Genomic DNA, 22761 nt, shown 5'->3' with positions numbered 1-22761 from the left:
ATATAAAGTGACACGACTCTATGTCATCTAATATAACATAGATTTTAAACGCTGACTATCCTTTTTGCGGATTCTAACTTTGACAGAGTTGAAATCCTTTCGTACACTGGTCAGTAGAGTCACAAGGAGGATAAATTATGATTAGACCAGCAGAAAAGAAAGACGTAAAAGCAGTTGTCCCGATTATCAATATTGTGTTAGAAGAGATGGAACTGCCATTTTTGAAAAACGTTGACCAGAAGGCCTTTTTTGATGTTCTTGCTAAAGCTTACCAAACTGAGGATTATCGTTATAGCTATCGGCACGGATTAGTGGCGCTACGTAATGATAAAGTCGTTGGGGTTGCCTTTGGCTATCCCGCTGAAGCTGAGGTACACATTGATGACGCGTTAAAGGTCTATTTACCTGAATTAGGTGCCGACCCAAACGATAAAGTTTTCACGGATAAGGAGGCCTTTCCTGGGGAATGGTATTTGGACACCTTATCCGTTGCAGAAAATCAGCAACACCAGGGTGTAGGTACCGAATTATTAAAGGCAATTCCTGATTTAGCGAAGAAGCAGGGCTTTAACAAGGTTGGTTTAAACGTTGATGTTGCTAATCCTAACGCTAAGAAGCTTTACCTTAAAATGGGTTATAAAAAAGTAGGGATGACGACCTTAAGTGGTCATAGTTACGAACACATGCAGCTTACTAACGGTTAAAATTAAAAAAGTACCACTTTTCAATCACCTTGGTGTAACAACAGGTGATTGAGAAGTGGTACTTTTAGTTAATCATAGATTGCGTTCAAGTTGCGGCGTTTCTGTGGCTTTTTATCCCGGCGAACCGACCAATGATCCAATACGAGACTTAATAAAATGCAGAGGGGCGCGTCAGATTCGTGGGTGATTGAAAGTTGGTAGTAGTCACCATCCGATAAGAAGGCTTTATCCATTACTAACAACGTTTCTGTCCGGTGGTAAATTTTATAGTGATGGCGTAATAAATCTCCCATAATAATCCAATTTAGATCGTTAACAAACTGAAATTGGTGCCAAACACCGTACATTTTTTTGATGGCACCAACTTTTTTATGGCCTAGATAAAGGTCAAATTTAGGAAATAAACCTAATGACATCTGTTTAATTTCAGCAATATAATGACCATCCATGGCGTAAAGGGTAAATGAATCTTGGCGTAAACCAAAACGCCCAGTAACCAGAAAGCGGGGCTTTTTTTTCTGGTCGCGAACAATGATGGGCACTCCCTTAGATGCCAGTAATTGTTGCTTAATGTACAGTTGCAGCACACAATTCACCTCTTTATAAGAGCGTAACTATAGAGAGTGTTTGAAAAAGCAGCCAGATTCTACTCCACAATTGGGGATTATTACTAGCTTCACTGACGCTGGCGATCGGGCTAAGATGGCCCGAAGTCCGAAGTGCAGCCAAGTTGAAACATGACAACTGCAGAAGCTGCTTTTTCAAACACGTTTACATTAATTAAACTAACCAGGAAAAATACTGGTGCGAGTATTTCCAAGCGTAACATAGGTTAAACTAGGAAAACAGGCCAGTTTCTACAGCTTTTCGTCAATTGCCCGGTTAATCGCTTTACCGACGCCATCTTTAACGTTAGTGTCCGTTAAATAACGGGCAACTTGTTTAATTTTCTCAGTTGCATTTCCCATTGCAAAACTGACACCGGCGGCCTCAAGCATTGAACGGTCATTCAGGTTGTCGCCAATCGACATGACATTATTCATGTTAATTCCTAATGAATTGGCGTAAGTCTCAAGGGCGATGCCTTTTTGGGCGTTGATATGATTAATTTCAATATTACTAGCCGAGCTGGCGGTAATCGCTAAGTTACCTAGCTGTTCTAGTTGATCTGCTATTGGTGCCAAAATTTCACGTTTTTCGGGACTAAACGCAATGACTTTAAGCACAAAATTATCCTTATCGTCTAAAACCGTATCGTAGCTTGCAACGTAATTAATGTCCATTAATTCAAGCCGGGCGGATGCAAGTGAAACGGCAATCTTAAAGCTATCAGTTGTTTTGAGATCAACAAGTAGTGACGCGACATTTTGAATTCGCTTCATTTTGCTATCAGAAAAAGTTCCTTTAGTTGTCATTGCTTCAAAGTAAAGGCCTTTTTCTTTGAGAACATGAAAAATTTTGCGAACAACTTCCTTACGGATACTGACAGTATCAATGACTTCACCAGTATGGTTAAAGACTTGGGCGCCATTCATTGTGATAATAGGGGCCTCAATGCCAACTTGTTCGATGAGCGGTTTGGCTTCTGTGTAACCGCGACCTGTGGCAACGATAAACTTAATTCCCAGTTGCGCCGCGCGTTGAATTGCGGCTGCATTTTCACTGGAAACAGTCATCTTTTCGTTTAATAAAGTGCCATCCATATCGGATGCAATCAGTTGAATCAATGCGGATCCCTCCGTTTCGTTTTCACTAATAGTTTAGCATACTTTTAAAGAACCACGAAACCGTTATCTTTTGATGTGGATAGCTTTTTAAATGGCAGGGCGGTAAGATAGATAGCAGTGAGGTGCTATAATGATGAAAACATTGATTCATAATGACTGGCAAACTATTTTAGAGCCAGAATTTGCGAAAACTTATTACGCACAATTACATGAATTTTTAAAAGGTGAATACGAGACGCAGACGGTTTATCCAGATATGTACCACATCTTTACGGCCTTTGAATGGACGCCATTCGATCAGGTTAAAGTTGTTATCTTGGGCCAAGATCCGTACCATAATCCTAATCAAGGGATGGGCGTTAGCTTTTCCGTTCAGCCTGGAGTAAAGTTGCCACCATCTTTACAGAACATTTATAAGGAATTGCAAAGTGATTTAGGGATTGCCCCAGTTAAACACGGTTATCTAAAGAAGTGGGCCGATCAAGGCGTCTTGCTGTTGAATTCAGTTTTAACCGTTCGTCGTGGCCAGGCCTTTTCGCATAAAGGTAAAGGCTGGGAGCAGCTAACGGATAAGGCAATTGAAAAGTTATCTCAGCGCGGCGGGGTTGTCTTTATTTTGTGGGGAAACGCCGCTAAGGCAAAACGCGACTTAATCGATGAATCGAAGAATGCTGTGTTGACGTCTTCTCATCCCAGTCCATTTTCTGCAAGTTATGGTTTCTTTGGCTCTAAACCATTTTCGAAAACGAATGCCGCACTTGAAAAGTTTGGAGAAACGCCAATTGATTGGCAGTTACCTGAGCAAGTGGACGAGGCCGATTTAAAATAGGACTAGGATTTTTGGTGTAAGCGCTGTATTATGAAAGTATTAAAAGTTACTGGAGGGTTTTTAAATGGAATTATTCGCAAGCTTAACCAGCAAGATCAAAGGTAAGAACATTAAGATTGTTTTTCCAGAAGGCACAGAACCACGAATCCTTGGTGCGGCTAGTCGTCTGAAGGCCGATGGTGTTCTAACACCAGTTGTTCTAGGGGATGTCACTAAGGTTAAACAAGTGGCTGCAGAACATGATTTTGACCTAACCGGTATTGAAATTATTGATCCGGCTAATAGTGCGGATTTTGCGAGCTTAGTAGCGGCGTTTGTTGAACGGCGTAAAGGTAAAAATACTAAAGAACAGGCCGAAACAATGTTATTAGACGAAAATTATTTTGGAACAATGCTAGTTTATACTGGTGCAGTTGACGGGATGGTTTCCGGTGCAGTTCATCCAACTGGCGATACTGTTCGACCTGCCTTGCAAATCATTAAAACAAAACCTGGTGTTAGCCGAACAAGTGGTGCCTTTATTATGACCAAAGGTAAAGAACGTTACTTATTCTCTGATTGTGCTATTAACGTTGATCCTAACGCACAAGAATTGGCAGAAATTGCAGTAGAATCGGCTAAAACGGCCGCGTTATTTGACATTGATCCGCGCGTTGCCTTATTGAGTTTTTCAACTAAGGGGTCAGCAAAGGCTGATGTTGTTACCAAGGTTCAGGAAGCAACTAAGCTAGCTCAAACGGCTGCACCAGAATACCAAATTGATGGCGAATTACAATTTGACGCTGCGTATGTGTCTTCAGTAGGACAACAAAAAGCACCAGATTCTAAGGTTGCTGGCCAGGCCACCGTCTTTGTCTTCCCCGAATTACAAGCAGGGAATATTGGCTATAAAATTGCCCAACGTTTTGGAGGCTTTGAAGCCGTGGGACCAATTCTACAAGGCTTGAACAAACCAGTTTCTGATCTGTCGCGAGGTGCTAACGAGGAAGATGTTTATAAATTGGCGATCATTACCGCAGCACAGACGTTAATGTAAGGAATGTTTGAAAAAGTAGTTATACGCCATAATCTGCTTTTGCAAACACGTTTTCACCAAATTGGTCAGAGAAATATAATAAGCGTATTTACCAATCCTGACCAAAGTTTTGTTGATCAGAAGTCAAATATTTTTTAAATCTTTCATTATAATTAAAATAAATCCAATGTAAGAGGTCAGGAATTTTTTCCTGGCCTCTTATTATTTCCGATCATTACTCTAGAACGTTTGCTGAAAGTATGGGTTTACATACCTAACTGTAGCTAACCCAATAACCATAGCACGGTGATTGGGTTGGCCTACGTGACGTAGTAAACCCAAAACTGACTTCTGTCCCACTCCCGCCTATTTTGGTATAATAAACCTAATTAGTTAAGTGAGGGTGAAATCATGCTAACGGTAAAGGTAAGAAACGATCAGGAAACCAAGCAATTAGCAAACAAGCTAGGTCAATTGCTGCAGGCTGGAAGTGTGCTTCTTTTGGAAGGGGACTTAGGTGCTGGCAAAACAACTTTCACAAAAGGAATTGCGCAGGCACTGGGTATTAAACGTTACGTTAAGAGTCCTACGTTTACCTTGATTCGTGAATATAAGGAAGGCCGCTTGCCGCTTTACCATATGGATGTTTACCGACTAGAAGATGGCGGCGGTGATGAACTTGGACTAGAGGAATATTTTACTGGTGATGGTGTGAGTGTTGTTGAATGGCCGCAGTTTATTCAGGATCTATGGCCAACGGATTACTTGTTGATTAAATTTACTAAAGATCCACACCATGATGATTGGCGTCGTTTATTATTTGAAGCGCATGGTGAACAAAGCCAACGGGTAGTTGATTCATTGGCTCAGGAGTATCGTCATGAGTGATGAGGAAGTAACCATTCGGCAGGCAATTCCGACGGATGCGGCCGAAATAATGAAGGTAATGGCCAAATTGGGGCAAGAGACTTCTTATTTGTTAGTGGATGGTAATAATGATGGTATGACAGAAGCGTTTGAGCAAGAACAACTGGCCGATATTTACGCGTCAACCAATAACACACTGCTCGTGGCACTTGCTGGGAAGCAGATTATCGGAATTGCACGAGTGATTGCTGGACAAGAGGCGCAAATTCAACACATTGGTGAATTAGGTATTTCCATTTTACAAGCGTATTGGGGCCTAGGCCTGGGAAGTGCAATGATGGCGGAGTTAATTAGTTGGGCGGAAAAAGAATCAATCTTACGCCGCTTAGAACTGACCGTTCAGGCACGTAATGAGCGGGCAATTCACCTTTACCAAAAATTCGATTTTCAGGTAGAAGGAAAGCTTGAGCGGGGTTTTCATGATGAGCAGGCTGGTTTTCTACAAGTATTATTGATGGCGAAGATGATCAACTAGTTTAAGCAGTACTTCTGTTCAAGGTTATTGCTTGGGCTAGATTTTTAGTTGGAATTTTTTGGGACTGAAACGTTTGGAAAAGAAAAATAGTAGCTCCTGTCAAAATTTTTGGCAGGGCTACTATTTTTGGTTGAAAGGTTATTAAGCAAAGCATTTGCTTCACTAAGCGATGACCTTAACTAATTTTTGTAATGGGGCGGTACCAAATTGATTGGCTTCACAAAGCAAAATATTAGCACAAGCTAGGCTGTCATCTAATGCGTTGTGGTGATGGTATAAATCAATTTCTAACTCACGGCAAACGGTATCCAGCTTGTGATTAGGAAATTCAGGGAAGAATTGGCGACTTGTTTTTACCGTATCTAGCGCTAAGTACTCAGGTTGCTGTAATTGGTAGTGCTCTAGACAGCTGCGGAGAACCCCAATATCAAAATTAGCGTTATGCGCGACAACTAATCGGTTTCGCTGGAAAAAAGGTGCCATATGCGGCCAAACAGCTGGAAAATCCGGTGCGGTACTAACGTCAGCCGTATGAATGCCGTGAATTTTTTCATTACGCCGGCTAAACGGCGTATCAGGTTTAATTAGTGAGTAAAATTCATCAACTACCTGACTATCACGAACAATTGTAAGCGCGATTGAACAGGCACTATAGCGTTTGCTGTTCGCAGTTTCAAAATCCATTGCAACAAAGTTCATTGATTTACCCGCTTTCTTAATTGTTAAAAATTTAGATGTCGTTAGTTGGTTTCTAATACTACTGGGCAATGATCAGAGCCCATAATATCGTTTAAGATGCTCGCCCGCGTTAATTTAGGTTGTAGGTCATTGGAGGTTACAAAGTAGTCAATTCGCCAACCAGCATTGTTTGCCCGGGCGTTAAAGCGGTAGCTCCACCAAGAATAGCTGCCAGTTTGATCAGGGTAAAAGTAACGAAAACTGTCGGTGAAACCAGCCTTTAATAGCTGTGTAAACTGTTCTCGTTCTTCGTCTGAAAAGCCTGCATTATGATGATTAGACTGATCATTTTTTAAATCAATTGCCTCGTGAGCAACATTTAAATCACCACAGAAAATCACTGATTTAACTTTATAAAGTTCAGTGACGTAATTGCGAAAGGCCGTATCCCAACGCATCCGGTAATCTAATCGTTTTAATTTAGTTTGGGAATTGGGTGTGTAGCAAGTAACCACGTAAAAATCAGGGTATTCTAGCGTGATTAAACGGCCTTCATGGTCGTGTTCATCGATGTCCATTCCGTAACGAACCGTCAAAGGTTCATGTTTAGTGAAAATGGCAGTACCTGAATAGCCCTTGCGATCTGCGTAATTCCAATATTGGTGGTAGCCAGGCAGCTCAAGATCAACTTGACCCGCTTGTAGTTTTGTTTCTTGAACACAAAAGAAATCGGCATCTTGTTCTTCAAAGACGTCCATAAAATTCTTTTTAAGAATGGCCCGCAAGCCATTAACGTTCCACGAAATAAATTTCATTTTAGTTCCTCCAGTTGACCGTACAGTTTTATTTATTGAAGTTAGGACAGTGATTTCTTCTCCATTTTACAAAACAATTGGCCAAAAGACAAAGCAGGTTACCTAGAAGTTGCTAGCTGTTAATCTAGTAATGTTCATGCTAAAATAATAACAAGAATAAATTTCCGAAAGGAATGGCACAAAGTATGTTAAATGATGTTTTGACGATCCAACAAAAATTTTCGAAAACTGATATTAAATTAAATGAACCTTTAAGTCATTATACGTATACAAAAACTGGTGGGCCGGCAGATTACCTGGCCTTTCCAAAGACAATCGCTGAAACAACTGATTTAGTTAATTACGCCCGTGAGCAACAATTACCACTTACAATTTTAGGTAATGCCAGTAATTTAATCGTGAAGGATGGCGGTATTCGTGGGCTAGTCCTTATTCTGACTAAAATGCATCGAATTCAGGTAGTTGGTAAAGAAATCATTGTGCAAGCCGGTGCCAAGATTATTGATACAACAATCGCTGCTTGGCAGGGTGGCCTAACTGGCTTAGAATTTGCGGCGGGCATTCCCGGTAGTATTGGTGGCGCAATGTTCATGAATGCTGGCGCTTACGATGGTGAGATGAGTGAAGTTGTTAGTGCGATGACGTTGTTGTTACCAAATGGCCAAGTACAGAAGTTCAGCGGCCGCGAGCTTCATTTTAGCTATCGTCACAGTCTTGTTCAGGAGAATCAAGGAATTGTGCTAGAAGCACAGTTTCAACTAAAAAAGGGTGACCCGGTTAAGATTAAGGCACGAATGGACGAATTAAATGCGTTACGAGCGTCTAAGCAACCTTTAGAGTACCCCTCTTGTGGAAGTGTCTTCAAGCGACCAACCGGTTATTTTACTGGTAAATTGATTCATGAAGCTGGGCTACAAGGTAAACAAATTGGTGGCATTCAGGTTTCAACTAAGCACGCTGGCTTTATGGTAAATGTTGCCCATGGGACCGCGACTAATTATATTGATTTAATTCACTTTGTTCAGAAAACAGTTTTAGAAAAATCTGGGGTTCAACTGGAACCTGAAGTACGGATTATTGGTGAAGATCCTGAATCAAAAAACTAACGACGTGGTCGACTCTTTTTGGGTCGACCATTTATTATTAAAAAGGAGGAAATTGCGTAATGACAATGACAATGTTAGAAGCAATAATTATTTTAATCTGCCTTGTCCTTGTATCAAATATTATTAGCCATTACTTAACCTTTCTTCCTGTAAGTTTATTGCAAATTGCGCTAGGTCTATTGTTGGCCTTGGCCTTTAAAGTTCAAATTCCTTTGCGAACGGATTGGTTTATGCTGCTATTCATAGCACCACTGCTATTTAATGATGGCCGCCATTTTCCCAAGGCCGAGTTATGGGCCTTACGCGGGCCGATTATTGCAAACGCCATTTTTCTTGTTTTGGCGACAACCATAGTAGGTGGTTATGTTATCCACTGGCTGGTACCTGATCTACCACTGGCAGCTAGTTTTGCGTTGGCGGCTATTATCTCACCAACTGACCCAGTGGCCGTACAATCGATTTCAAGTCAGGCCAAATTACCGGATGGTGTGCTGCATTTAGTTAGCGGTGAGAGTCTTATAAATGATGCCAGTGGCCTGATTGGGTTTAAGTACGGAATTGCCGCAACTGTTACCGGTTTGTTTTCATGGCAGCACGCAACAACTGATTTTTTCTACATTGCGCTAGTTGGTGCAGTGGTTGGGGTTGCCCTGATGTATTTAATTCGGGGACTGCAGGCCTTTTTACTGCAGCAGGGAATAAGTGATGTTGTTTTACATACTGTTTTACAGTTGGTTACACCGTTTATTATTTATTTAGTGGCCGAAGAAGGTGCCCATGCATCTGGGGTTATTGCCGTTGTGGCAGCGGGGATTGTCTATAATTTTTCTAATCAAAATTATGCAGGTTATTTGCCGGAATTAAAAATTGTCACAGAAAGAACTTGGGATATTGCTATTTATTTATTAAACGGGGTTGTCTTCATCATACTTGGCATTGAATTGCCGGTTGCAATGACGCAAACTATTCGCAATCCTAATGATAGTACGCCAGTAGCAATCTTAGACGTTATTTTAGTTTGGCTGGCGATTTTCGCATTACGGGTTATTTGGACACTAGGTAATATGCTCTTCCACTACCTTAATCCATCCAAAGACGATGTTCGACCAAGTATTGGCGTTGCACTACTCTCTGGATTGTCCGGTGTTCGTGGTGCGATCACAATGGCCGGTGTATTATCAGTACCTTATTATGTTGCTTCTGGGGCACCATTTCCTGAACGCTCCATTATGCTTTTTATTGCGGCGGGGGTTATTATTTTAAGCCTGTTGATGGCGGTTATTTTTATCCCACTAATTACCAAAAGCAAAGTTTCAATCATGACTCGTGGTAGTGATTTAGGTGGGGATGACGAGTTACAATCACAGGAAAATATGGCCCAAGGAATGGTGGAGAAGCCCTCTGAGAAAGAATTACCAGAGGTTAAGGCAAGAATTTATACGATGCAATTGGCCGTGAGACGAATAGAAAGTGAGCGGCATACGTCAAATCAACGGGCAGTCTATGACCTTATTTCGGAATACCAAGAGATGATCCGCCAACTTCAAGTTGCTAATCGAACAGAAGAACAATTAGTTCCTTTTCTAGAAGATGAACTAAAACTTCGCCAAGTTGGTTTGAATGGTGAAGCCCAAGTGTTAGATCAATTATGGCAAGAGGGTAAAATTCAGGGGAGAACCTACTCATATTTTCAAAAGAATCTGGCTCGGCGGCGACAAATGTTAATTAATTTACCCAAACAATTAAATGGTTCCCATATCTTAGTTCAAATAGGCCATCTTCGGCATAACTTAAATCGGTTGCGGTATCAGGTTATTGCACACCGGCAAAAAGGCCCCTTCTATAATGAACGTTTATACGTTGAAAAAGAGTGTGCAAAGGGTGGCATCAAGGCACTCTCTACCTTTTTGAAAACAACGGCGGCTAAAAAACACCGGTATAATCGGCAACTTATTTACCAGATTATTGTTAACTATCGTAACCAAATTGAGCAAATTAAACAGATGAATCACGCTCAAGGCCATTCGCCACGCGTAACGTATGATCGGCAGATGCGTGAACTACGTTTGAAGGCCTTAGCTGCAGAGCGAACCGGAATCCAAAATATGCTGGAGGAGCGGTATATTTCGTGGCAGTTAGCTGCCAAGTTGCGGCAGTACGTTAATTATTCAGAAAACGCACTACTGCTAGCTGATAATGTTGAGGATAATTAAAAAGGGCCAAGCAATAATCATTAATTAGGACTACTGCCGTTATTTCATGACTGTAGTTGGCCAAAAGTGATTATTGTTTGGTCCCTTGTTTGTTTCAAATGATACTCAGTTGATGCATTGTAACTGCAGGAATCTAAACGCTTTTTCCAACACGCCACTAGGAGATCTTTACAATCACGCGGCCCTGGCGAGGTGATTGTAAGTAAGTTGGTAGGAATAATCCTAAATCTTTGAATAGAACAGTTCTTACTTTGAAATCGGTTAAATTGGTTGGCCAAAAATCAGTGGCCAAATGTTGCCAAATTACTGGTCGTTGTTTTATGGGAACATTGACTGAGTCAATACCGTACAGAGTGATTCCGCGAAGAATAAAGGGCAAAGTGGTGGCGGCCAATTGAATGCCAGCGGCGTTGCCAGATAAGGCGACGGCACCGGTGTAGCTGATTTGCGGAAGTAAATTATTTAAAAGGCTGCCACCAACTGCGTCAACAACACCAGTGTATTGTTGTTTAAGTAACGGTCGTTTTTGATCATTAATTAGCTCAGCAGGATTAATTACTTGAGTTGCGCCAAGTTGTTCTAAATATGATTGCTGTTGTGGTTGGCGGGTGACCGCAGTGAGATCTTGGTAGCCCAATTGGTGAAGCATCATGAGTGCTAGACCGCCAACGCCGCCGGTAGTACCAGTGACAAGCAGTGGTGCTTGTGGATTTAGCATTGAACTGTGCTGGCGCAGGGTCAAAATGGATAGCGCCGCCGTAAAGCCCGCGGTCCCAAAAAACATGGCCTGTTTGGTTGTTAAGCCGTTGGACAAAGGAACCACCCAACTTTCGGGAACGGTAATGTATTCGGCAAAGCCACCAGGATGATTAATACCCAGACCAAAACCAGTCACAACCACGGCGGTTCCAGGCAATAATTTAGTGGAAGCACTGTTAACAATCACGCCTGCAGCATCAATGCCGGGAATTTGGGGGTAATGGTGAAGAACGCCACTTTTTGCGTTAAGCGTTAGGGCGTCTTTAAAATTGATACTGGAATAGTCGACCTTAATTTGGACCTGACCACTTTCAAGTGGTTGTAGCGTCCGGGTAGTAAATTGCGGGATAATCGTGTCCGCTTCTTGTGTGAGTTCTAAAGCCTGGTAGTCAGTCATGTGCTTCCCTCCAAAGTGAATTTACTTTCTTATTATTGTAAGCCATTTCACAACAGTAAAACAAGTACGGAAAAGGTTTAAAAAAAGCATTTTGTCCGATATAATTGGGGGTGCTGTGAATTAAACTTAAAAGCGAATAATTTAACTAAAAAGGAGCAATGTGCGTTGGCAAATACAATTATTAGTTTTGAAGCCGTTGATAAGCGTTATGGTGACACAATTGCCTTAAATGATATTAATTTTGAATTAGAACAAGGCAAATTTTATACTTTGCTAGGGCCTTCTGGTTGCGGTAAAACAACTATTCTTAGAATCCTAGCCGGCTTTACAAGCGCAACGAGTGGTGAAATCAAATTCAAAGGGCAAAAGATTAATAACTTACCCGCAAATAAACGTAAAGTTAATACAGTATTTCAAGACTACGCACTTTTTCCCCATCTAAATGTTTTTGATAATGTTGCTTTTGGTCTTAGTTTACGAAAAGTTCCTAAAGCAGAAATTCGCCAACGTGTGCTTGAAGCATTACGTCTAGTTCAACTAACGGGCTATGATGATCGCGAGATTGCCGAGTTATCTGGTGGTCAGCAACAACGGGTTGCGATTGCCCGGGCCATTGTTAACGAGCCAGAAGTTTTGTTGTTGGACGAACCATTATCCGCCTTAGACGCCAAGCTGCGAACAGCAATGCAAGTTGAATTACGCCAATTACAGCGTAGATTAGGCATTACTTTTTTATTTGTGACCCATGATCAGGGTGAGGCACTGGCGATGAGTGATGAAATTTTTGTAATGAATAATGGCAAGATTTTGCAGCAAGGTAATCCAGTGGATATCTACGATGAACCAATTAATCATTTTGTTGCGGATTTTATTGGGGAAAGTAACATCGTCAAAGGAAAAATGGTCAAGGATTACTTAGTTTCTTTTGTTGGTAAGGAGTTTGAGTGTGCGGATGCGGGAATGCGACCAGACGAGCCCGTTGAAATTGTGCTACGCCCTGAGGACTTAGTTTTAACGGATGTAACCAAGGGGAAGCTCACTGTGACGGTAGATACGCAAGTTTTCCGGGGAAATATTTACGAAATTATGAGTCATGACAGCGCAAATAATCAGTGGCTCATTCACGCCGTGCATAAGGCCACCATTGGACAAAAGGTGGGGATTAGTTTTGGGCCAGAGGATGTGCACGTTATGCGTTTTGGTGAATCAGAAGAAGAATTTGACGCGCGGCTTGAGACTTATGAAGGTGAAGAAGAATGAAACGTTTTAATCCGGCTTATAGCTTCTTATACATTCTTTGGATCGTTCTTTTTGTAATTGCGCCGTTAGTCCTGATTGTTTACCAATCATTTTTTGATATTAGTGGCCATTTAACGCTTGCTAACTATCAAGCCTACTTTGGTTCGGGGACCTACCTTAAAATGACGCTTAATTCGATTTGGTACGCACTATTGATCACGTTGTTAACGCTATTGATCAGTTACCCAACGGCCTATTGGCTAAATCAAACTAAAAATAAGCAATTGTGGTTGTTGCTGATTATTTTACCAACCTGGATTAATTTGTTATTGAAAGCCTACGCGTTTATTGGGATTCTCAGTCAAAATGGGTCGGTGAATCATTTTCTTACCTTTGTTGGGATTGGCCCCCAGCAACTGTTATTTACCAACGCTAGTTTTATTTTTGTTGCGGCCTACATTGAAATTCCGTTTATGATCTTACCAATTTTTAACGCTATTGATGAGCTGAACCCATCCTTCGTTAATGCCAGTCGTGATTTAGGTGCGACTAATTGGCAAACCTTTAGTAAGGTGATTTTTCCTTTAACGATAAACGGTGTTAAGGCCGGCGTCCAGGCCGTTTTCATTCCTTCGTTATCGCTATTCATGCTAACGCGTTTAATCGGCGGTAATAAGGTGATCACGCTAGGGACAGCAATTGAGGAGCATTTTTTAGTAACACAGAACTGGGGGATGGGTTCCACAATTGGGGTTGTTTTAATTGTTGCAATGGTCATTATTATGTTTGTCACTGGTGAACGACGAAAAAAGGGGCGAAAAGGTGAATGAAAAAACGATTTAGTTGGCAAAATTTATATTTAATTTTCGTTTTTGCGTTACTTTACGTACCGATTTTTTATTTAATCTTTTATTCCTTTAATCGTGGCGGAACTATGACGCATTTTACTGGTTTTACTTGGCAGCATTATACGGAATTATTTAGTGATTCCCGGATGATCGAGATTGTTGTTGATACATTATTAATTGCACTTTTGTCATCACTTTTGGCGACTATTATTGGAACGTTGGGGGCATTACAGATTTACAGTGTCAAGCGGCCGGTTGTTAAAAACGCCATTTTATCATTGAATAATATCCTAATGGTTTCGCCAGATGTCATTATTGGGGCCAGTTTTTTAATCTTTTTTACCTTTTTAGGGTTCAAACTGGGTTTTGGCTCCGTCTTATTAAGCCATATTGCTTTTTCCATTCCAATTGTGGTGTTAATGGTGCTTCCTAAGCTAAACGAGATGAATTTATCTTTGATTGACGCCGCAACTGATTTAGGCGCTACCAATTTTCAAGTTTTTAGTCGGGTCATTTTACCCTACATTGCCCCAGGTGTTTTTGCCGGTTATTTCATGGCCTTTACCTATTCGTTAGACGACTTTGCGGTGACCTTTTTTGTTACTGGGAATGGCTTTGAAACGCTGTCGGTTGAAATTTATGCCCGGGCGCGGCAAGGGATCAGTTTAGAAATTAATGCACTATCTGCGTTGATGTTCGTTTTTTCTTTGTTGTTAGTCGTAGGGTATTATTTTCTCAATCAGTATAATTCTTCCAAACGAACGCGAAAGCGGCAACGATTGGAGGCAACTCAAATTAAATGAAACGATTAATTAGTTTTATTTTAGGAATTTTGGCGGTTTGTTTCTTATTGTTTATGACGAGTAGCCATTTACAAAAGGCACAAGGACTAACCAGTTCCGATACGTTAACCTTGTACAATTGGGGCGATTATATTGATCCACAACTCATTAAAAAGTTTCAACATGAAACAGGCTACAAAGTTCGTGTTGAAACTTTTGATAGTAACGAAGCAATGTTTACTAAAATTCAGCAGGGTGGTACTAGTTATGATCTGGCCGTCCCATCAGAATATATGGTTCAAAAAATGCGGAAAGCACATTTATTAAAACCGTTAAATAAATCTCGAATTCACGGTCTGGCTAACATAAATTCGCGTTTTCTTAACCTTGGTTTTGATCCGGATAATCGTTACTCAGTACCCTATTTTTGGGGAACATTAGGGATTGTCTACAATGATCAGATGGTTAAGGCTAATCAGGTACAACATTGGCGTGATTTATGGTCGCCACGTTTCCGTAATCAAATTATGTTGGTGGATTCTGCTCGGGATATTATGGGAATGGCCTTAATCGAACAAGGTCATTCAGTTAATACAACTAATCTAGTCCAGTTGAATGCGGCAAAAAAGCGGCTCGATCAATTAAGTCCTAACGTTAAGGCCGTTGTCGCAGATGAGATTAAAATGTATATGGCGCAAGACGAGGCAGCATTGGCCGTTACTTGGTCCGGCGAGGCATCTGAGATGATGGCGAATAATTCTCATTTACATTATGTTGTACCGCGTGAAGGAAGCAATCTGTGGTTTGATAATTTAGTGATTCCAAAGACGGCTAAGCACTATAAAGCCATTTACGCGTTCATTAATTTCATGCTAAGACCGGAAAATGCCGCTCAAAATGCCACTTATGTTGGTTACGCCACACCAAATAAGGCGGCCGAAAAAAAGTTGCCCAAAGCAATTGCTCATGATCCACAGTTTTATCCAGATGAAAAAACGATTAGTCATCTGCAGGTTTACCAGGATTTAGGACCGCGGATGGTTGGTATTTATAATGATAAATTTCTTGAATTTAAGATGCATGGTCACTAAAAGTAGTCCCGTTCGTGCTATAATAATAACGCAAGTTTATAAGAAGTGGAGGTAGCCTATGTCAATTAATTGGAATGATCTATTAAACTGGGGTAACATCGTCAACTTATTAGACATCTTTGTTGTCTGGTATTTCATTTATAAGTTGATCATGTTAGTTCGGGGAACCAAGGCGGTGCAACTATTAAAGGGAATAGTTGTGATCGTGGTAATTAAATTGATCAGTTGGGGAATCGGGCTACGGACTGTTTCGTTTATTATGGATCAGGTCATTAATTGGGGCGTTATCGCCACAGTAATTATATTTCAACCTGAAATTCGACGAGGCTTGGAGCATTTAGGTCGCGGTTCAATTTTTGTGCGCAATCGTTCGCAAAATGAACAGGAAAAGCGCATGATTGCCGGGCTTGATAAGGCGATTCAGTACATGTCAAAGCGGCGGATTGGTGCCTTAATGACGTTACAATTAAATACCGGTTTAGAAGATTATATCGAAACTGGAATTACCTTGGACGCCGATGTCACCGGGGAATTATTGATTAATATCTTTATTCCTAACACGCCCTTACATGATGGTGCGGTAATCATTCAAAATGGGCGAATTGCGGTGGCTGCAGCCTACCTACCATTATCAGACAGTAATCTTATTCCTAAAGAATTAGGGACAAGACATCGGGCAGCCGTCGGGATTAGTGAAGTAACCGACGCCTTAACGATTGTTGTTTCAGAAGAAACTGGTGGGGTCATGATCACCCAAAATAGTGAAATGATGCGTGATCTATCCCAAGAAGATTACCTTAAAATTTTGCGTCGTGAATTATTGAAGCCTGAGCAACCGCAACGAAATGTTGTGCAAGAATTTATCGACGCAGTCATTAAAGGGGGAATTAAAAAATGAACAAATTTTTTAATAGCCCTTGGGTTTATCGTGGTCTAGCACTGATTTTTGCGATCATGTTGTTTACCTACGTTAATATTGATCGGATCAATTCAACACGGCAGGCTGCTAGTAGCAGTAGTACAATGTTAGCAAATAAATCAAAAACAATTACGGTGCCGCTACAGATCAACGCCGATACGGATAAATATTTTATTACCGGTTATCCTGAAAAAGTTAAGGTTAAGATTGAAGGGCCCAGTGCTTTAGTAACGGCAACAACTAATACACAAAATTTTAAAGTAATGGCCAACCTTGAACGACTGGGTGTTGGCAAACACGTCGTTACTTTGCGCCAGGAAGGGCTAAACAAGGAACTTAGTTACCGTATTAGTCCCCAGCGAGTAACGATTGATGTTCAACGGAAGGAAACTAAGCGTTTTCCAATTCAGGTCAAGTTTAATAAGGCTAATTTGGCAACCGGCTACACAACGGGCGATATTAGTTTGAATCAAACGACGACCACTGTTACAGGATCACGTTCGGCTGTAAATTCAATTGAGCAAGTCGTTGCAACCGTAAATACAAAGAACAATATTGAAAGTGATATTTCCCAGGAAACTTTACTGCAAGCGTTGGATAGCAAAGGAAATACGGTTAATGTTTTAATGGATCCACAAGCAGTTAAAGTGACCATACCGGTGGAACATCCGTCTAAAAAAGTAAGTATTAATTTGAAGGCCACTGGGACACCAGCAGATGGTAAATCAGTTAAGCTGTCTTCAGATACCAAATCAGTTACCGTAACGGGACCGCAGAGTGAACTTGATAAATTGAAAGATCTAACGGTTGATGTGCCAGTGGACGATGCTTCATCTTCGACCACTAAGACAATCAGCCTTGATCCGGGTAGTAGTAATCTGCAGTGCAGTCCTAAGAGTGTTCAGGTACTTGTCTCCGTTAGTGATGATGGGACTAATAATAATGACACAACGGCTGAAAGTGGTGCTGCCAGTAGCAGTGTCACTGCTACTTCCAGTAAGAATGATAGTTCAAGTAGCACGACTTCTTCTGAATCGAGTTCGGAGTCAAGTCAGAGTGCGAACCAAGAGAGTTCGAGTAGTAGCAGCTCACAGTCTAATTAATAAATGAAAAAGAAACGAGGAATTTAAGTTATGGGAAGATATTTTGGAACCGATGGCGTACGAGGTGTTGCAAATCAAGAATTAACGCCCGAGTTGGCTTTTCGCGTTGGTCGAACTGGTGGCTATGTTCTAGCTAAATACCAGGAAAATCAAGATAAAAAACCACTTGTTTTGGTTGCGCGGGACACACGAATTTCTGGTCAGTTATTAGAAGAAGCATTAATTTCTGGTTTGTTGTCAGTCGGCATCGAGGTTATGTCTTTAGGTGTTATTTCAACACCAGCTGTAGCCTATTTAACTCGTATTCAAGGAGCTGCCGCTGGTGTCCAGATAACAGCTTCGCACAATCCAGCTGAATATAACGGCATTAAGTTTTTTGGCCCTGATGGCTTTAAGTTGCTGGACGAACAAGAAGCCGAGATTGAAGACTTGTTGGATGAACCCAAGGACACGTTACCACGACCATCAAAAGAAGGTCTTGGAACTGTTGCGGACTATTCAGAAGGTGTATTAAAGTACACGCAATTCTTAGAACAAACCTTACAAGAAGATTTGTCTGGCTTAAATGTTGTTGTTGACGCGGCCAATGGAGCTACCAGTGGAATTGTCACCCGCTTATTTGCCGATTTAGAGACTGAATTTACGACAATCGCAACTAAACCAAATGGTGTGAATATCAACGATGGTGTTGGTTCAACTCATCCCGAAAAGCTTGCAGAAACCGTTGTTGATAAGGAAGCACAGGCTGGTGTTGCCTTTGATGGTGACGGTGATCGCTGTATTGCAGTTGATGAAGAAGGTAAGATTGTTAACGGTGATAAGATCATGTACATTTTGGGCAATTATTTTGCTCAGCGTGGCCGACTAAAGAAGGATACTGTCGTCACAACGGTCATGAGTAATATGGGCCTTTATAAGGCGTTAGAGGCTGATGGTTTGAAGTCCCTACAAACTAAGGTCGGTGATCGCTACGTTGTTGAAGAGATGCGTAAGAGCGGCTATAACCTAGGTGGCGAGCAATCAGGACACGTTGTTTTATTTGATTATAATACAACAGGTGACGGGCTTTTAACGGCTATTCAATTATTAAACGTTATGAAGCAAACGGGTAAAAAACTCTCCGAATTAGCAGAGCCAGTCAAAACTTATCCGCAAAAATTGGTTAATATTAAAGTTGCCGATAAGAAAAAGGCCTTAGATAACCCAACGATTAAGGATGTTATTGACACCGTTGAAAAAGAAATGAACGGTGATGGTCGTGTTTTAGTACGCCCAAGTGGAACTGAACCATTACTGCGAGTAATGGCCGAGGCACCAACCAAAGAAGAAGTTGGTCAGTACGTTGACCGAATCGCGGCCGTTGTTCGGGAACAAGTTGGTGTCGAATAGCTTAGCAATGATTTTTTTACCAACTAGATAATTGTGAATATTAAAAAAATAAGGAACAATTACAAAAAGATTTGTGATTGTTCCTTATTTTTGTGCCTTGGCTTATGATTAATGATAGTATACCAATATTAAAATATTTATTTTTATGTGAACTATAATTGACAACTGTTCAACTTAAAGCTATAGTTTTAAGTGTTTCCAATTACTAAATGAGAAAAGGATGTGTCTATACCAATATAATGGAAAGCGCCTGGGCCAAAAATTTTTGGTTGACGAGGAAGAAGTCTATCGAATATCGGCGGGTGGCTTCAGGGTCTGCACTCTACAGATTGATCGTTAAAAACAAGTGTAAGCTTGCAATAAAGCGGCAATCACGCAGTTGGAAACATGAACTTCAATATTAATCTGAGAAGAGGATGTTTTTTATGTGTGGAATTGTTGGTGTTATCGGAAAAGAAAATACCGTTGATATTTTAATCAACGGGTTACAAAAGTTAGAGTACCGTGGTTATGATTCAGCAGGTGTTTACGTTAACGATCAAAATGGTCATGATTATTTAGTTAAAACGAAGGGCCGAATTGCGGACCTTAAAAAGGCAATTGGACCTGAAGTGAAAGGAACCATGGGAATTGGGCACACACGTTGGGCAACTCATGGTATTCCTAGTGACGTTAATGCGCACCCACATGTATCGGCTGATGGTCGTTTTTATTTGGTCCACAACGGTGTCATCAATAACTATGCTGAATTACGTGATCAATATTTGCAGGGTGTTCATCTTGTCAGTCAGACCGATACGGAAGTTGTTGTTCAATTGGTTGACTATTTTGCAACCAACGAGCAACTCTCCGGTAAGGAAGCCTTTCGGAAAACAGTTCAGCTGCTGGATGGTTCTTACGCGTTCTTGTTAGTTGACCGTGAAGATCCAGACACATTATACGTTGCTAAGAATAAGAGCCCGTTGTTAATTGGTGTGGGTAATGGCTTTAACGTTGTTTGCTCGGATGCCATGGCAATGGTTGGTCAAACCAAGGATTTTGTTGAACTCCATGATGGCGAACTTGTGACGGTTAAAAAAGATGGAATTGCGATTGAAACATTGGCCGGCAAAGCTGTTACCCGAAAATCATATCACGTTTCGATTAACGAAAGTGATACTGAAAAAGGCACTTACCCATTTTATATGTTAAAGGAAATTGACGAACAACCAGCCGTCATGCGAACCTTGCTCCAGAAGTATTTAGATGATGCAGGGAAGCCTAAAATTGAAACCGATCTTTTAAAGGCGCTGAACCAGGCGGATCGGCTTTATATTTTAGCAGCCGGGACCAGCTATAATGCAGGCCTAGTTGCAAAATCAATTTTCGAAAAATTGGCCAATATTCCAACGGAAGTTCAGTTGGCAAGTGAGTTTGGCTATAACACACCATTATTGTCCAAAAAACCGTTCTTCCTTTTCTTATCACAAAGTGGTGAAACAGCTGATAGTCGCCAAGTGTTAGTTAAGGTTAATCAATGGGGCTACCCAAGTTTAACGATCACGAATTCAGAAGGATCAACCTTGTCACGTGAGGCTACGTACACGATGTTACTTGACGCCGGCCCCGAGATCGCAGTTGCTTCGACCAAGGCCTACACGGCACAAATTGCCTTACAAACGATTTTGGCTAAAGCATTAGGTGACGTTCGCCAGCAAACGACGGCCACTGACTTTGACGTTAAAGGTCAGTTGAGTATCGTGGCCAATGAAATGCAAAGTTTAGTTGATGAAAAAGAATTGATTAACTCGTTAGCCAAGAATTATTTGGCTACAACCCGTAATGCCTTTTATATTGGGCGCGGTTATGATTTTGCCGTGTCTTTAGAGGCAGCACTGAAGTTAAAAGAAATTTCTTACGTTCAAGCGGAAGGCTTTGCTGGTGCTGAACTGAAACATGGTACCATTTCGTTGATTGAGGATGGTACACCAGTTATGGCGATCATCACCGATAAGCGTGTAGCAAGTCATACTCGCGGAAATATCCAGGAAGTTAAGGCCCGTGGTGCACACGTATTAACCATTGCGATGGATAGCGTTGCTCAACCTGAAGATAACATTACTTTCTCGGATGTTGACCCAATGTTGACACCATTATTAACCGTTGTGCCAGCTCAATTATTAGCTTATTACACTAGTTTGAATCGGGGCTATGATGTTGATAAACCACGTAATTTGGCAAAGGCAGTTACGGTAGAATAAACTTAATCTAAAAGTAAGTTAGTCCGTTTGGCAATGATTGCTAAATGGTCTAACCTATTTTTTTGCCAAATTCAATTGGTTAGTTTTTTTAAGTGGAGATAATTCAGTCTAAAAATAAGTAATCGGTATCAATTTATTGGTGGTGGGTCTTGTCAGCGACGGCTAGTTTTGATAATATAGTCTAGGTGTCTTATTGAATTGACACAATTTTTTGATAAAGGAAAGAGGGAAATAACATGTCAGGACATTCAAAATGGCATAACATCCAGGGCCGTAAAAACGCCCAAGATGCAAAGCGTGGAAAAATCTTCCAAAAAATATCTCGCGAGTTATATATGGCTGTAAAAGCTGGGGGTCCTGATCCTTCTTCAAACCCCCAACTACGCTTGATTATGGATAAGGCACGAGCTGCTAATATGCCGAAGGATAATGTTAAACACGCGGTTGATAAGGGTTCCAATACTGATACAGCAAATTATGAAGAAGTTACTTATGAAGGTTACGCACCAGGTGGTGTTGCCGTTTTAGTTCATGCTTTAACGGATAATAAAAATCGGACATCATCTAATGTACGTGTTGCTTTTACGCGTAATGGTGGTGCCTTAGGTGCTTCAGGTTCAGTTGCTTACATGTTTGATCGGCGTGGCTATATCGTAATCGAACGTGAAGATTTGGACGTTGATGAAGATCAGATGTTAGAGGATGCTTTGGAAACTGGTGCTGATGATATGGAAACTTCAGATGAAGCTTTCGAAATTTACACTGATCCGAAGCAATTGGCAGCTGTTCGTGATGCTTTGGAAGCAAAAGGTTATAAGTTAGCCAACGCTGAATTAACCATGATTCCTGAGAACACAACACCAGTTCCAACGGATAAGGTTGAACAATTCGAACGAATGATTGATCTTCTCGAAGATGATGACGACGTATCGGAAGTTTACCATACTGGTGAATTACCAGATAATGAAGACGCTAAATAATAATTGTAATTTTAAGCACTTGGCAAAATAGCCAAGTGCTTTTTTATATCCGCCAAAAATGAAAACAGTGGTGTGACAAAGGTACGAGAACTCTGATTTTGGGCGTACGTTCTAGTGGATCGTAACGACCATATTTAAAACTATTAACTAGTTTTAAAAACGCTAAAACCTAACTGGAACAGGAACGAATAGTTTAGGTACCATTCCGCCACGCGTTCCGTCCTCGCGCACTGGAATGGAATCTAACCTAAATCTGCCCACGTGTAATTCAATGGCAAGTGGTATAAGCATTATTTTTGGTAGCGATATAATTCAATTTAAATATGAACGCTACACGCCACTAGAGTAATGATCAGAAATAGTAAGCGGCTAGGGCTTTTGTCCTAGCCGCTTAACTTCATTTCATCAGTTAAATAAAACGGTGCTACGTTTTACGTAATTTATTGATAAGACTTGTGGTCAGAAGTCAAGTAGGTGATACGTAAAATATTGATAGTTCTAATTGTGAGGAGAGTATACTTCCCC

General features: G+C 41.0%; 21 protein-coding genes. 16 read left to right on the top strand and 5 right to left on the bottom strand.

All coding sequences use genetic code 11. From position 1 onward, the window contains the following. The first annotated feature begins 137 nt into the window (after positions 1–137). Positions 138–704 (top strand): GNAT family N-acetyltransferase, encoded by a 567-nt coding sequence (locus EKM61_RS00105; RefSeq protein ID WP_068225273.1) that lies wholly within the window; start codon positions 138–140, stop codon positions 702–704. A gap of 68 nt (positions 705–772) precedes the next feature. Here EKM61_RS00105 and EKM61_RS00100 read toward each other — a convergent pair whose 3' ends face one another. Both EKM61_RS00100 and EKM61_RS00095 read right to left on the bottom strand, forming a co-directional pair. Further along, positions 773–1291: an LURP-one-related/scramblase family protein gene (locus tag EKM61_RS00100; protein WP_068225271.1), complete on the bottom strand. Its 519-nt coding sequence runs from the start codon at positions 1289–1291 to the stop codon at positions 773–775. Positions 1292–1561: 270 nt separating this feature from the next. Next, positions 1562–2431, bottom strand: coding sequence for a Cof-type HAD-IIB family hydrolase (locus EKM61_RS00095; protein WP_068225269.1), 870 nt, complete (start codon positions 2429–2431; stop codon positions 1562–1564). 133 nt (positions 2432–2564) lie between these two features. On the opposite strand from EKM61_RS00095, the gene EKM61_RS00090 reads away from it, so the two are divergent. The 4 genes from EKM61_RS00090 (at position 2565) to EKM61_RS00075 (ending at position 5677) form a co-directional block, all read left to right on the top strand. Beyond that, the gene (locus EKM61_RS00090; protein ID WP_068281266.1) at positions 2565–3260 is read left to right on the top strand and encodes a uracil-DNA glycosylase; all 696 of its coding nucleotides are present in this window, start codon (positions 2565–2567) and stop codon (positions 3258–3260) included. A gap of 64 nt (positions 3261–3324) precedes the next feature. Next, positions 3325–4296, top strand: a complete 972-nt coding sequence (gene pta / locus EKM61_RS00085) for a phosphate acetyltransferase (RefSeq protein WP_068225267.1) — start codon at positions 3325–3327, stop codon at positions 4294–4296. Between the two features lie 390 nt (positions 4297–4686). Further along, the gene (gene tsaE, locus EKM61_RS00080) at positions 4687–5163 is read left to right on the top strand and encodes a tRNA (adenosine(37)-N6)-threonylcarbamoyltransferase complex ATPase subunit type 1 TsaE (protein ID WP_068225265.1); all 477 of its coding nucleotides are present in this window, start codon (positions 4687–4689) and stop codon (positions 5161–5163) included. Continuing rightward, the gene (locus EKM61_RS00075) at positions 5156–5677 is read left to right on the top strand and encodes a GNAT family N-acetyltransferase (protein WP_068225261.1); all 522 of its coding nucleotides are present in this window, start codon (positions 5156–5158) and stop codon (positions 5675–5677) included. Before tsaE ends, EKM61_RS00075 begins: the two co-directional genes overlap by 8 nt. A gap of 162 nt (positions 5678–5839) precedes the next feature. On the opposite strand, the gene EKM61_RS00070 is transcribed toward EKM61_RS00075, so the two are convergent. Beyond that, on the bottom strand, positions 5840–6376 hold the full coding sequence (locus tag EKM61_RS00070; RefSeq protein ID WP_125636133.1) for a 3'-5' exonuclease: 537 nt from the start codon (positions 6374–6376) through the stop codon (positions 5840–5842). Positions 6377–6417: 41 nt separating this feature from the next. Beyond that, positions 6418–7170 (bottom strand): exodeoxyribonuclease III, encoded by a 753-nt coding sequence (locus tag EKM61_RS00065; RefSeq protein WP_068225259.1) that lies wholly within the window; start codon positions 7168–7170, stop codon positions 6418–6420. A gap of 185 nt (positions 7171–7355) precedes the next feature. On the opposite strand from EKM61_RS00065, the gene murB reads away from it, so the two are divergent. Continuing rightward, positions 7356–8276, top strand: coding sequence for a UDP-N-acetylmuramate dehydrogenase (murB, locus tag EKM61_RS00060; protein ID WP_068225256.1), 921 nt, complete (start codon positions 7356–7358; stop codon positions 8274–8276). A 65-nt stretch (positions 8277–8341) separates the two neighbouring features. Further along, a complete protein-coding gene (locus EKM61_RS00055; RefSeq protein WP_068226241.1) occupies positions 8342–10489 on the top strand; it encodes a cation:proton antiporter in 2148 nt (715 codons plus the stop codon). Between the two features lie 157 nt (positions 10490–10646). On the opposite strand, the gene EKM61_RS00050 is transcribed toward EKM61_RS00055, so the two are convergent. Continuing rightward, positions 10647–11645, bottom strand: a complete 999-nt coding sequence (locus EKM61_RS00050) for a YhdH/YhfP family quinone oxidoreductase (RefSeq protein WP_068225255.1) — start codon at positions 11643–11645, stop codon at positions 10647–10649. A gap of 165 nt (positions 11646–11810) precedes the next feature. On the opposite strand from EKM61_RS00050, the gene EKM61_RS00045 reads away from it, so the two are divergent. The 9 genes from EKM61_RS00045 (at position 11811) to EKM61_RS00005 (ending at position 22236) form a co-directional block, all read left to right on the top strand. Continuing rightward, positions 11811–12905 (top strand): ABC transporter ATP-binding protein, encoded by a 1095-nt coding sequence (locus tag EKM61_RS00045; protein WP_068225253.1) that lies wholly within the window; start codon positions 11811–11813, stop codon positions 12903–12905. Then, entirely contained in the window at positions 12902–13714 is an 813-nt protein-coding gene (locus tag EKM61_RS00040) for an ABC transporter permease (RefSeq protein WP_068225251.1), read from the top strand. Before EKM61_RS00045 ends, EKM61_RS00040 begins: the two co-directional genes overlap by 4 nt. Next, positions 13711–14535, top strand: a complete 825-nt coding sequence (locus EKM61_RS00035; protein ID WP_068225247.1) for an ABC transporter permease — start codon at positions 13711–13713, stop codon at positions 14533–14535. The genes EKM61_RS00040 and EKM61_RS00035 overlap by 4 nt, the downstream gene beginning before the upstream one ends. Beyond that, positions 14532–15605: an ABC transporter substrate-binding protein gene (locus tag EKM61_RS00030; RefSeq protein ID WP_068225244.1), complete on the top strand. Its 1074-nt coding sequence runs from the start codon at positions 14532–14534 to the stop codon at positions 15603–15605. Before EKM61_RS00035 ends, EKM61_RS00030 begins: the two co-directional genes overlap by 4 nt. A gap of 58 nt (positions 15606–15663) precedes the next feature. Beyond that, a complete protein-coding gene (gene cdaA / locus EKM61_RS00025) occupies positions 15664–16503 on the top strand; it encodes a diadenylate cyclase CdaA (RefSeq protein ID WP_068225242.1) in 840 nt (279 codons plus the stop codon). Then, positions 16500–17627 (top strand): CdaR family protein, encoded by a 1128-nt coding sequence (locus EKM61_RS00020; RefSeq protein WP_068225239.1) that lies wholly within the window; start codon positions 16500–16502, stop codon positions 17625–17627. The genes cdaA and EKM61_RS00020 overlap by 4 nt, the downstream gene beginning before the upstream one ends. 30 nt (positions 17628–17657) lie before the next feature. Next, a complete protein-coding gene (glmM, locus tag EKM61_RS00015) occupies positions 17658–19016 on the top strand; it encodes a phosphoglucosamine mutase (RefSeq protein ID WP_068225237.1) in 1359 nt (452 codons plus the stop codon). A gap of 425 nt (positions 19017–19441) precedes the next feature. After that, positions 19442–21256: a glutamine--fructose-6-phosphate transaminase (isomerizing) gene (gene glmS, locus EKM61_RS00010; protein ID WP_068225234.1), complete on the top strand. Its 1815-nt coding sequence runs from the start codon at positions 19442–19444 to the stop codon at positions 21254–21256. Positions 21257–21492: 236 nt separating this feature from the next. Next, complete coding sequence (locus EKM61_RS00005; protein ID WP_068225232.1) at positions 21493–22236, top strand: YebC/PmpR family DNA-binding transcriptional regulator; 744 nt, start codon at positions 21493–21495, stop codon at positions 22234–22236. Positions 22237–22761: the final 525 nt, after the last annotated feature.

The organism is Loigolactobacillus backii (assembly GCF_003946275.1).
GTDB classification, from domain to species: Bacteria; Bacillota; Bacilli; order Lactobacillales; family Lactobacillaceae; genus Loigolactobacillus; species Loigolactobacillus backii.
This window is presented reverse-complemented; position numbering and strand designations above follow the sequence as displayed.

What these genes read in the sequence shown, in the direction of transcription:
- EKM61_RS00105 (WP_068225273.1), top strand. Translation starts at nt 138, where the DNA reads ATGATTAGACCAGCAGAAAAGAAAGACGTAAAAGCAGTTGTCCCGATT.
- EKM61_RS00090 (WP_068281266.1), top strand. Translation starts at nt 2,565, where the DNA reads ATGAAAACATTGATTCATAATGACTGGCAAACTATTTTAGAGCCAGAA.
- pta (WP_068225267.1), top strand. Translation starts at nt 3,325, where the DNA reads ATGGAATTATTCGCAAGCTTAACCAGCAAGATCAAAGGTAAGAACATT.
- tsaE (WP_068225265.1), top strand. Translation starts at nt 4,687, where the DNA reads ATGCTAACGGTAAAGGTAAGAAACGATCAGGAAACCAAGCAATTAGCA.
- EKM61_RS00075 (WP_068225261.1), top strand. Translation starts at nt 5,156, where the DNA reads ATGAGTGATGAGGAAGTAACCATTCGGCAGGCAATTCCGACGGATGCG.
- EKM61_RS00070 (WP_125636133.1), bottom strand. Translation starts at nt 6,376, where the DNA reads ATGAACTTTGTTGCAATGGATTTTGAAACTGCGAACAGCAAACGCTAT.
- EKM61_RS00065 (WP_068225259.1), bottom strand. Translation starts at nt 7,170, where the DNA reads ATGAAATTTATTTCGTGGAACGTTAATGGCTTGCGGGCCATTCTTAAA.
- murB (WP_068225256.1), top strand. Translation starts at nt 7,356, where the DNA reads ATGTTAAATGATGTTTTGACGATCCAACAAAAATTTTCGAAAACTGAT.
- EKM61_RS00055 (WP_068226241.1), top strand. Translation starts at nt 8,342, where the DNA reads ATGACAATGTTAGAAGCAATAATTATTTTAATCTGCCTTGTCCTTGTA.
- EKM61_RS00050 (WP_068225255.1), bottom strand. Translation starts at nt 11,645, where the DNA reads ATGACTGACTACCAGGCTTTAGAACTCACACAAGAAGCGGACACGATT.
- EKM61_RS00040 (WP_068225251.1), top strand. Translation starts at nt 12,902, where the DNA reads ATGAAACGTTTTAATCCGGCTTATAGCTTCTTATACATTCTTTGGATC.
- EKM61_RS00035 (WP_068225247.1), top strand. Translation starts at nt 13,711, where the DNA reads ATGAAAAAACGATTTAGTTGGCAAAATTTATATTTAATTTTCGTTTTT.
- EKM61_RS00030 (WP_068225244.1), top strand. Translation starts at nt 14,532, where the DNA reads ATGAAACGATTAATTAGTTTTATTTTAGGAATTTTGGCGGTTTGTTTC.
- cdaA (WP_068225242.1), top strand. Translation starts at nt 15,664, where the DNA reads ATGTCAATTAATTGGAATGATCTATTAAACTGGGGTAACATCGTCAAC.
- EKM61_RS00020 (WP_068225239.1), top strand. Translation starts at nt 16,500, where the DNA reads ATGAACAAATTTTTTAATAGCCCTTGGGTTTATCGTGGTCTAGCACTG.
- glmM (WP_068225237.1), top strand. Translation starts at nt 17,658, where the DNA reads ATGGGAAGATATTTTGGAACCGATGGCGTACGAGGTGTTGCAAATCAA.
- glmS (WP_068225234.1), top strand. Translation starts at nt 19,442, where the DNA reads ATGTGTGGAATTGTTGGTGTTATCGGAAAAGAAAATACCGTTGATATT.
- EKM61_RS00005 (WP_068225232.1), top strand. Translation starts at nt 21,493, where the DNA reads ATGTCAGGACATTCAAAATGGCATAACATCCAGGGCCGTAAAAACGCC.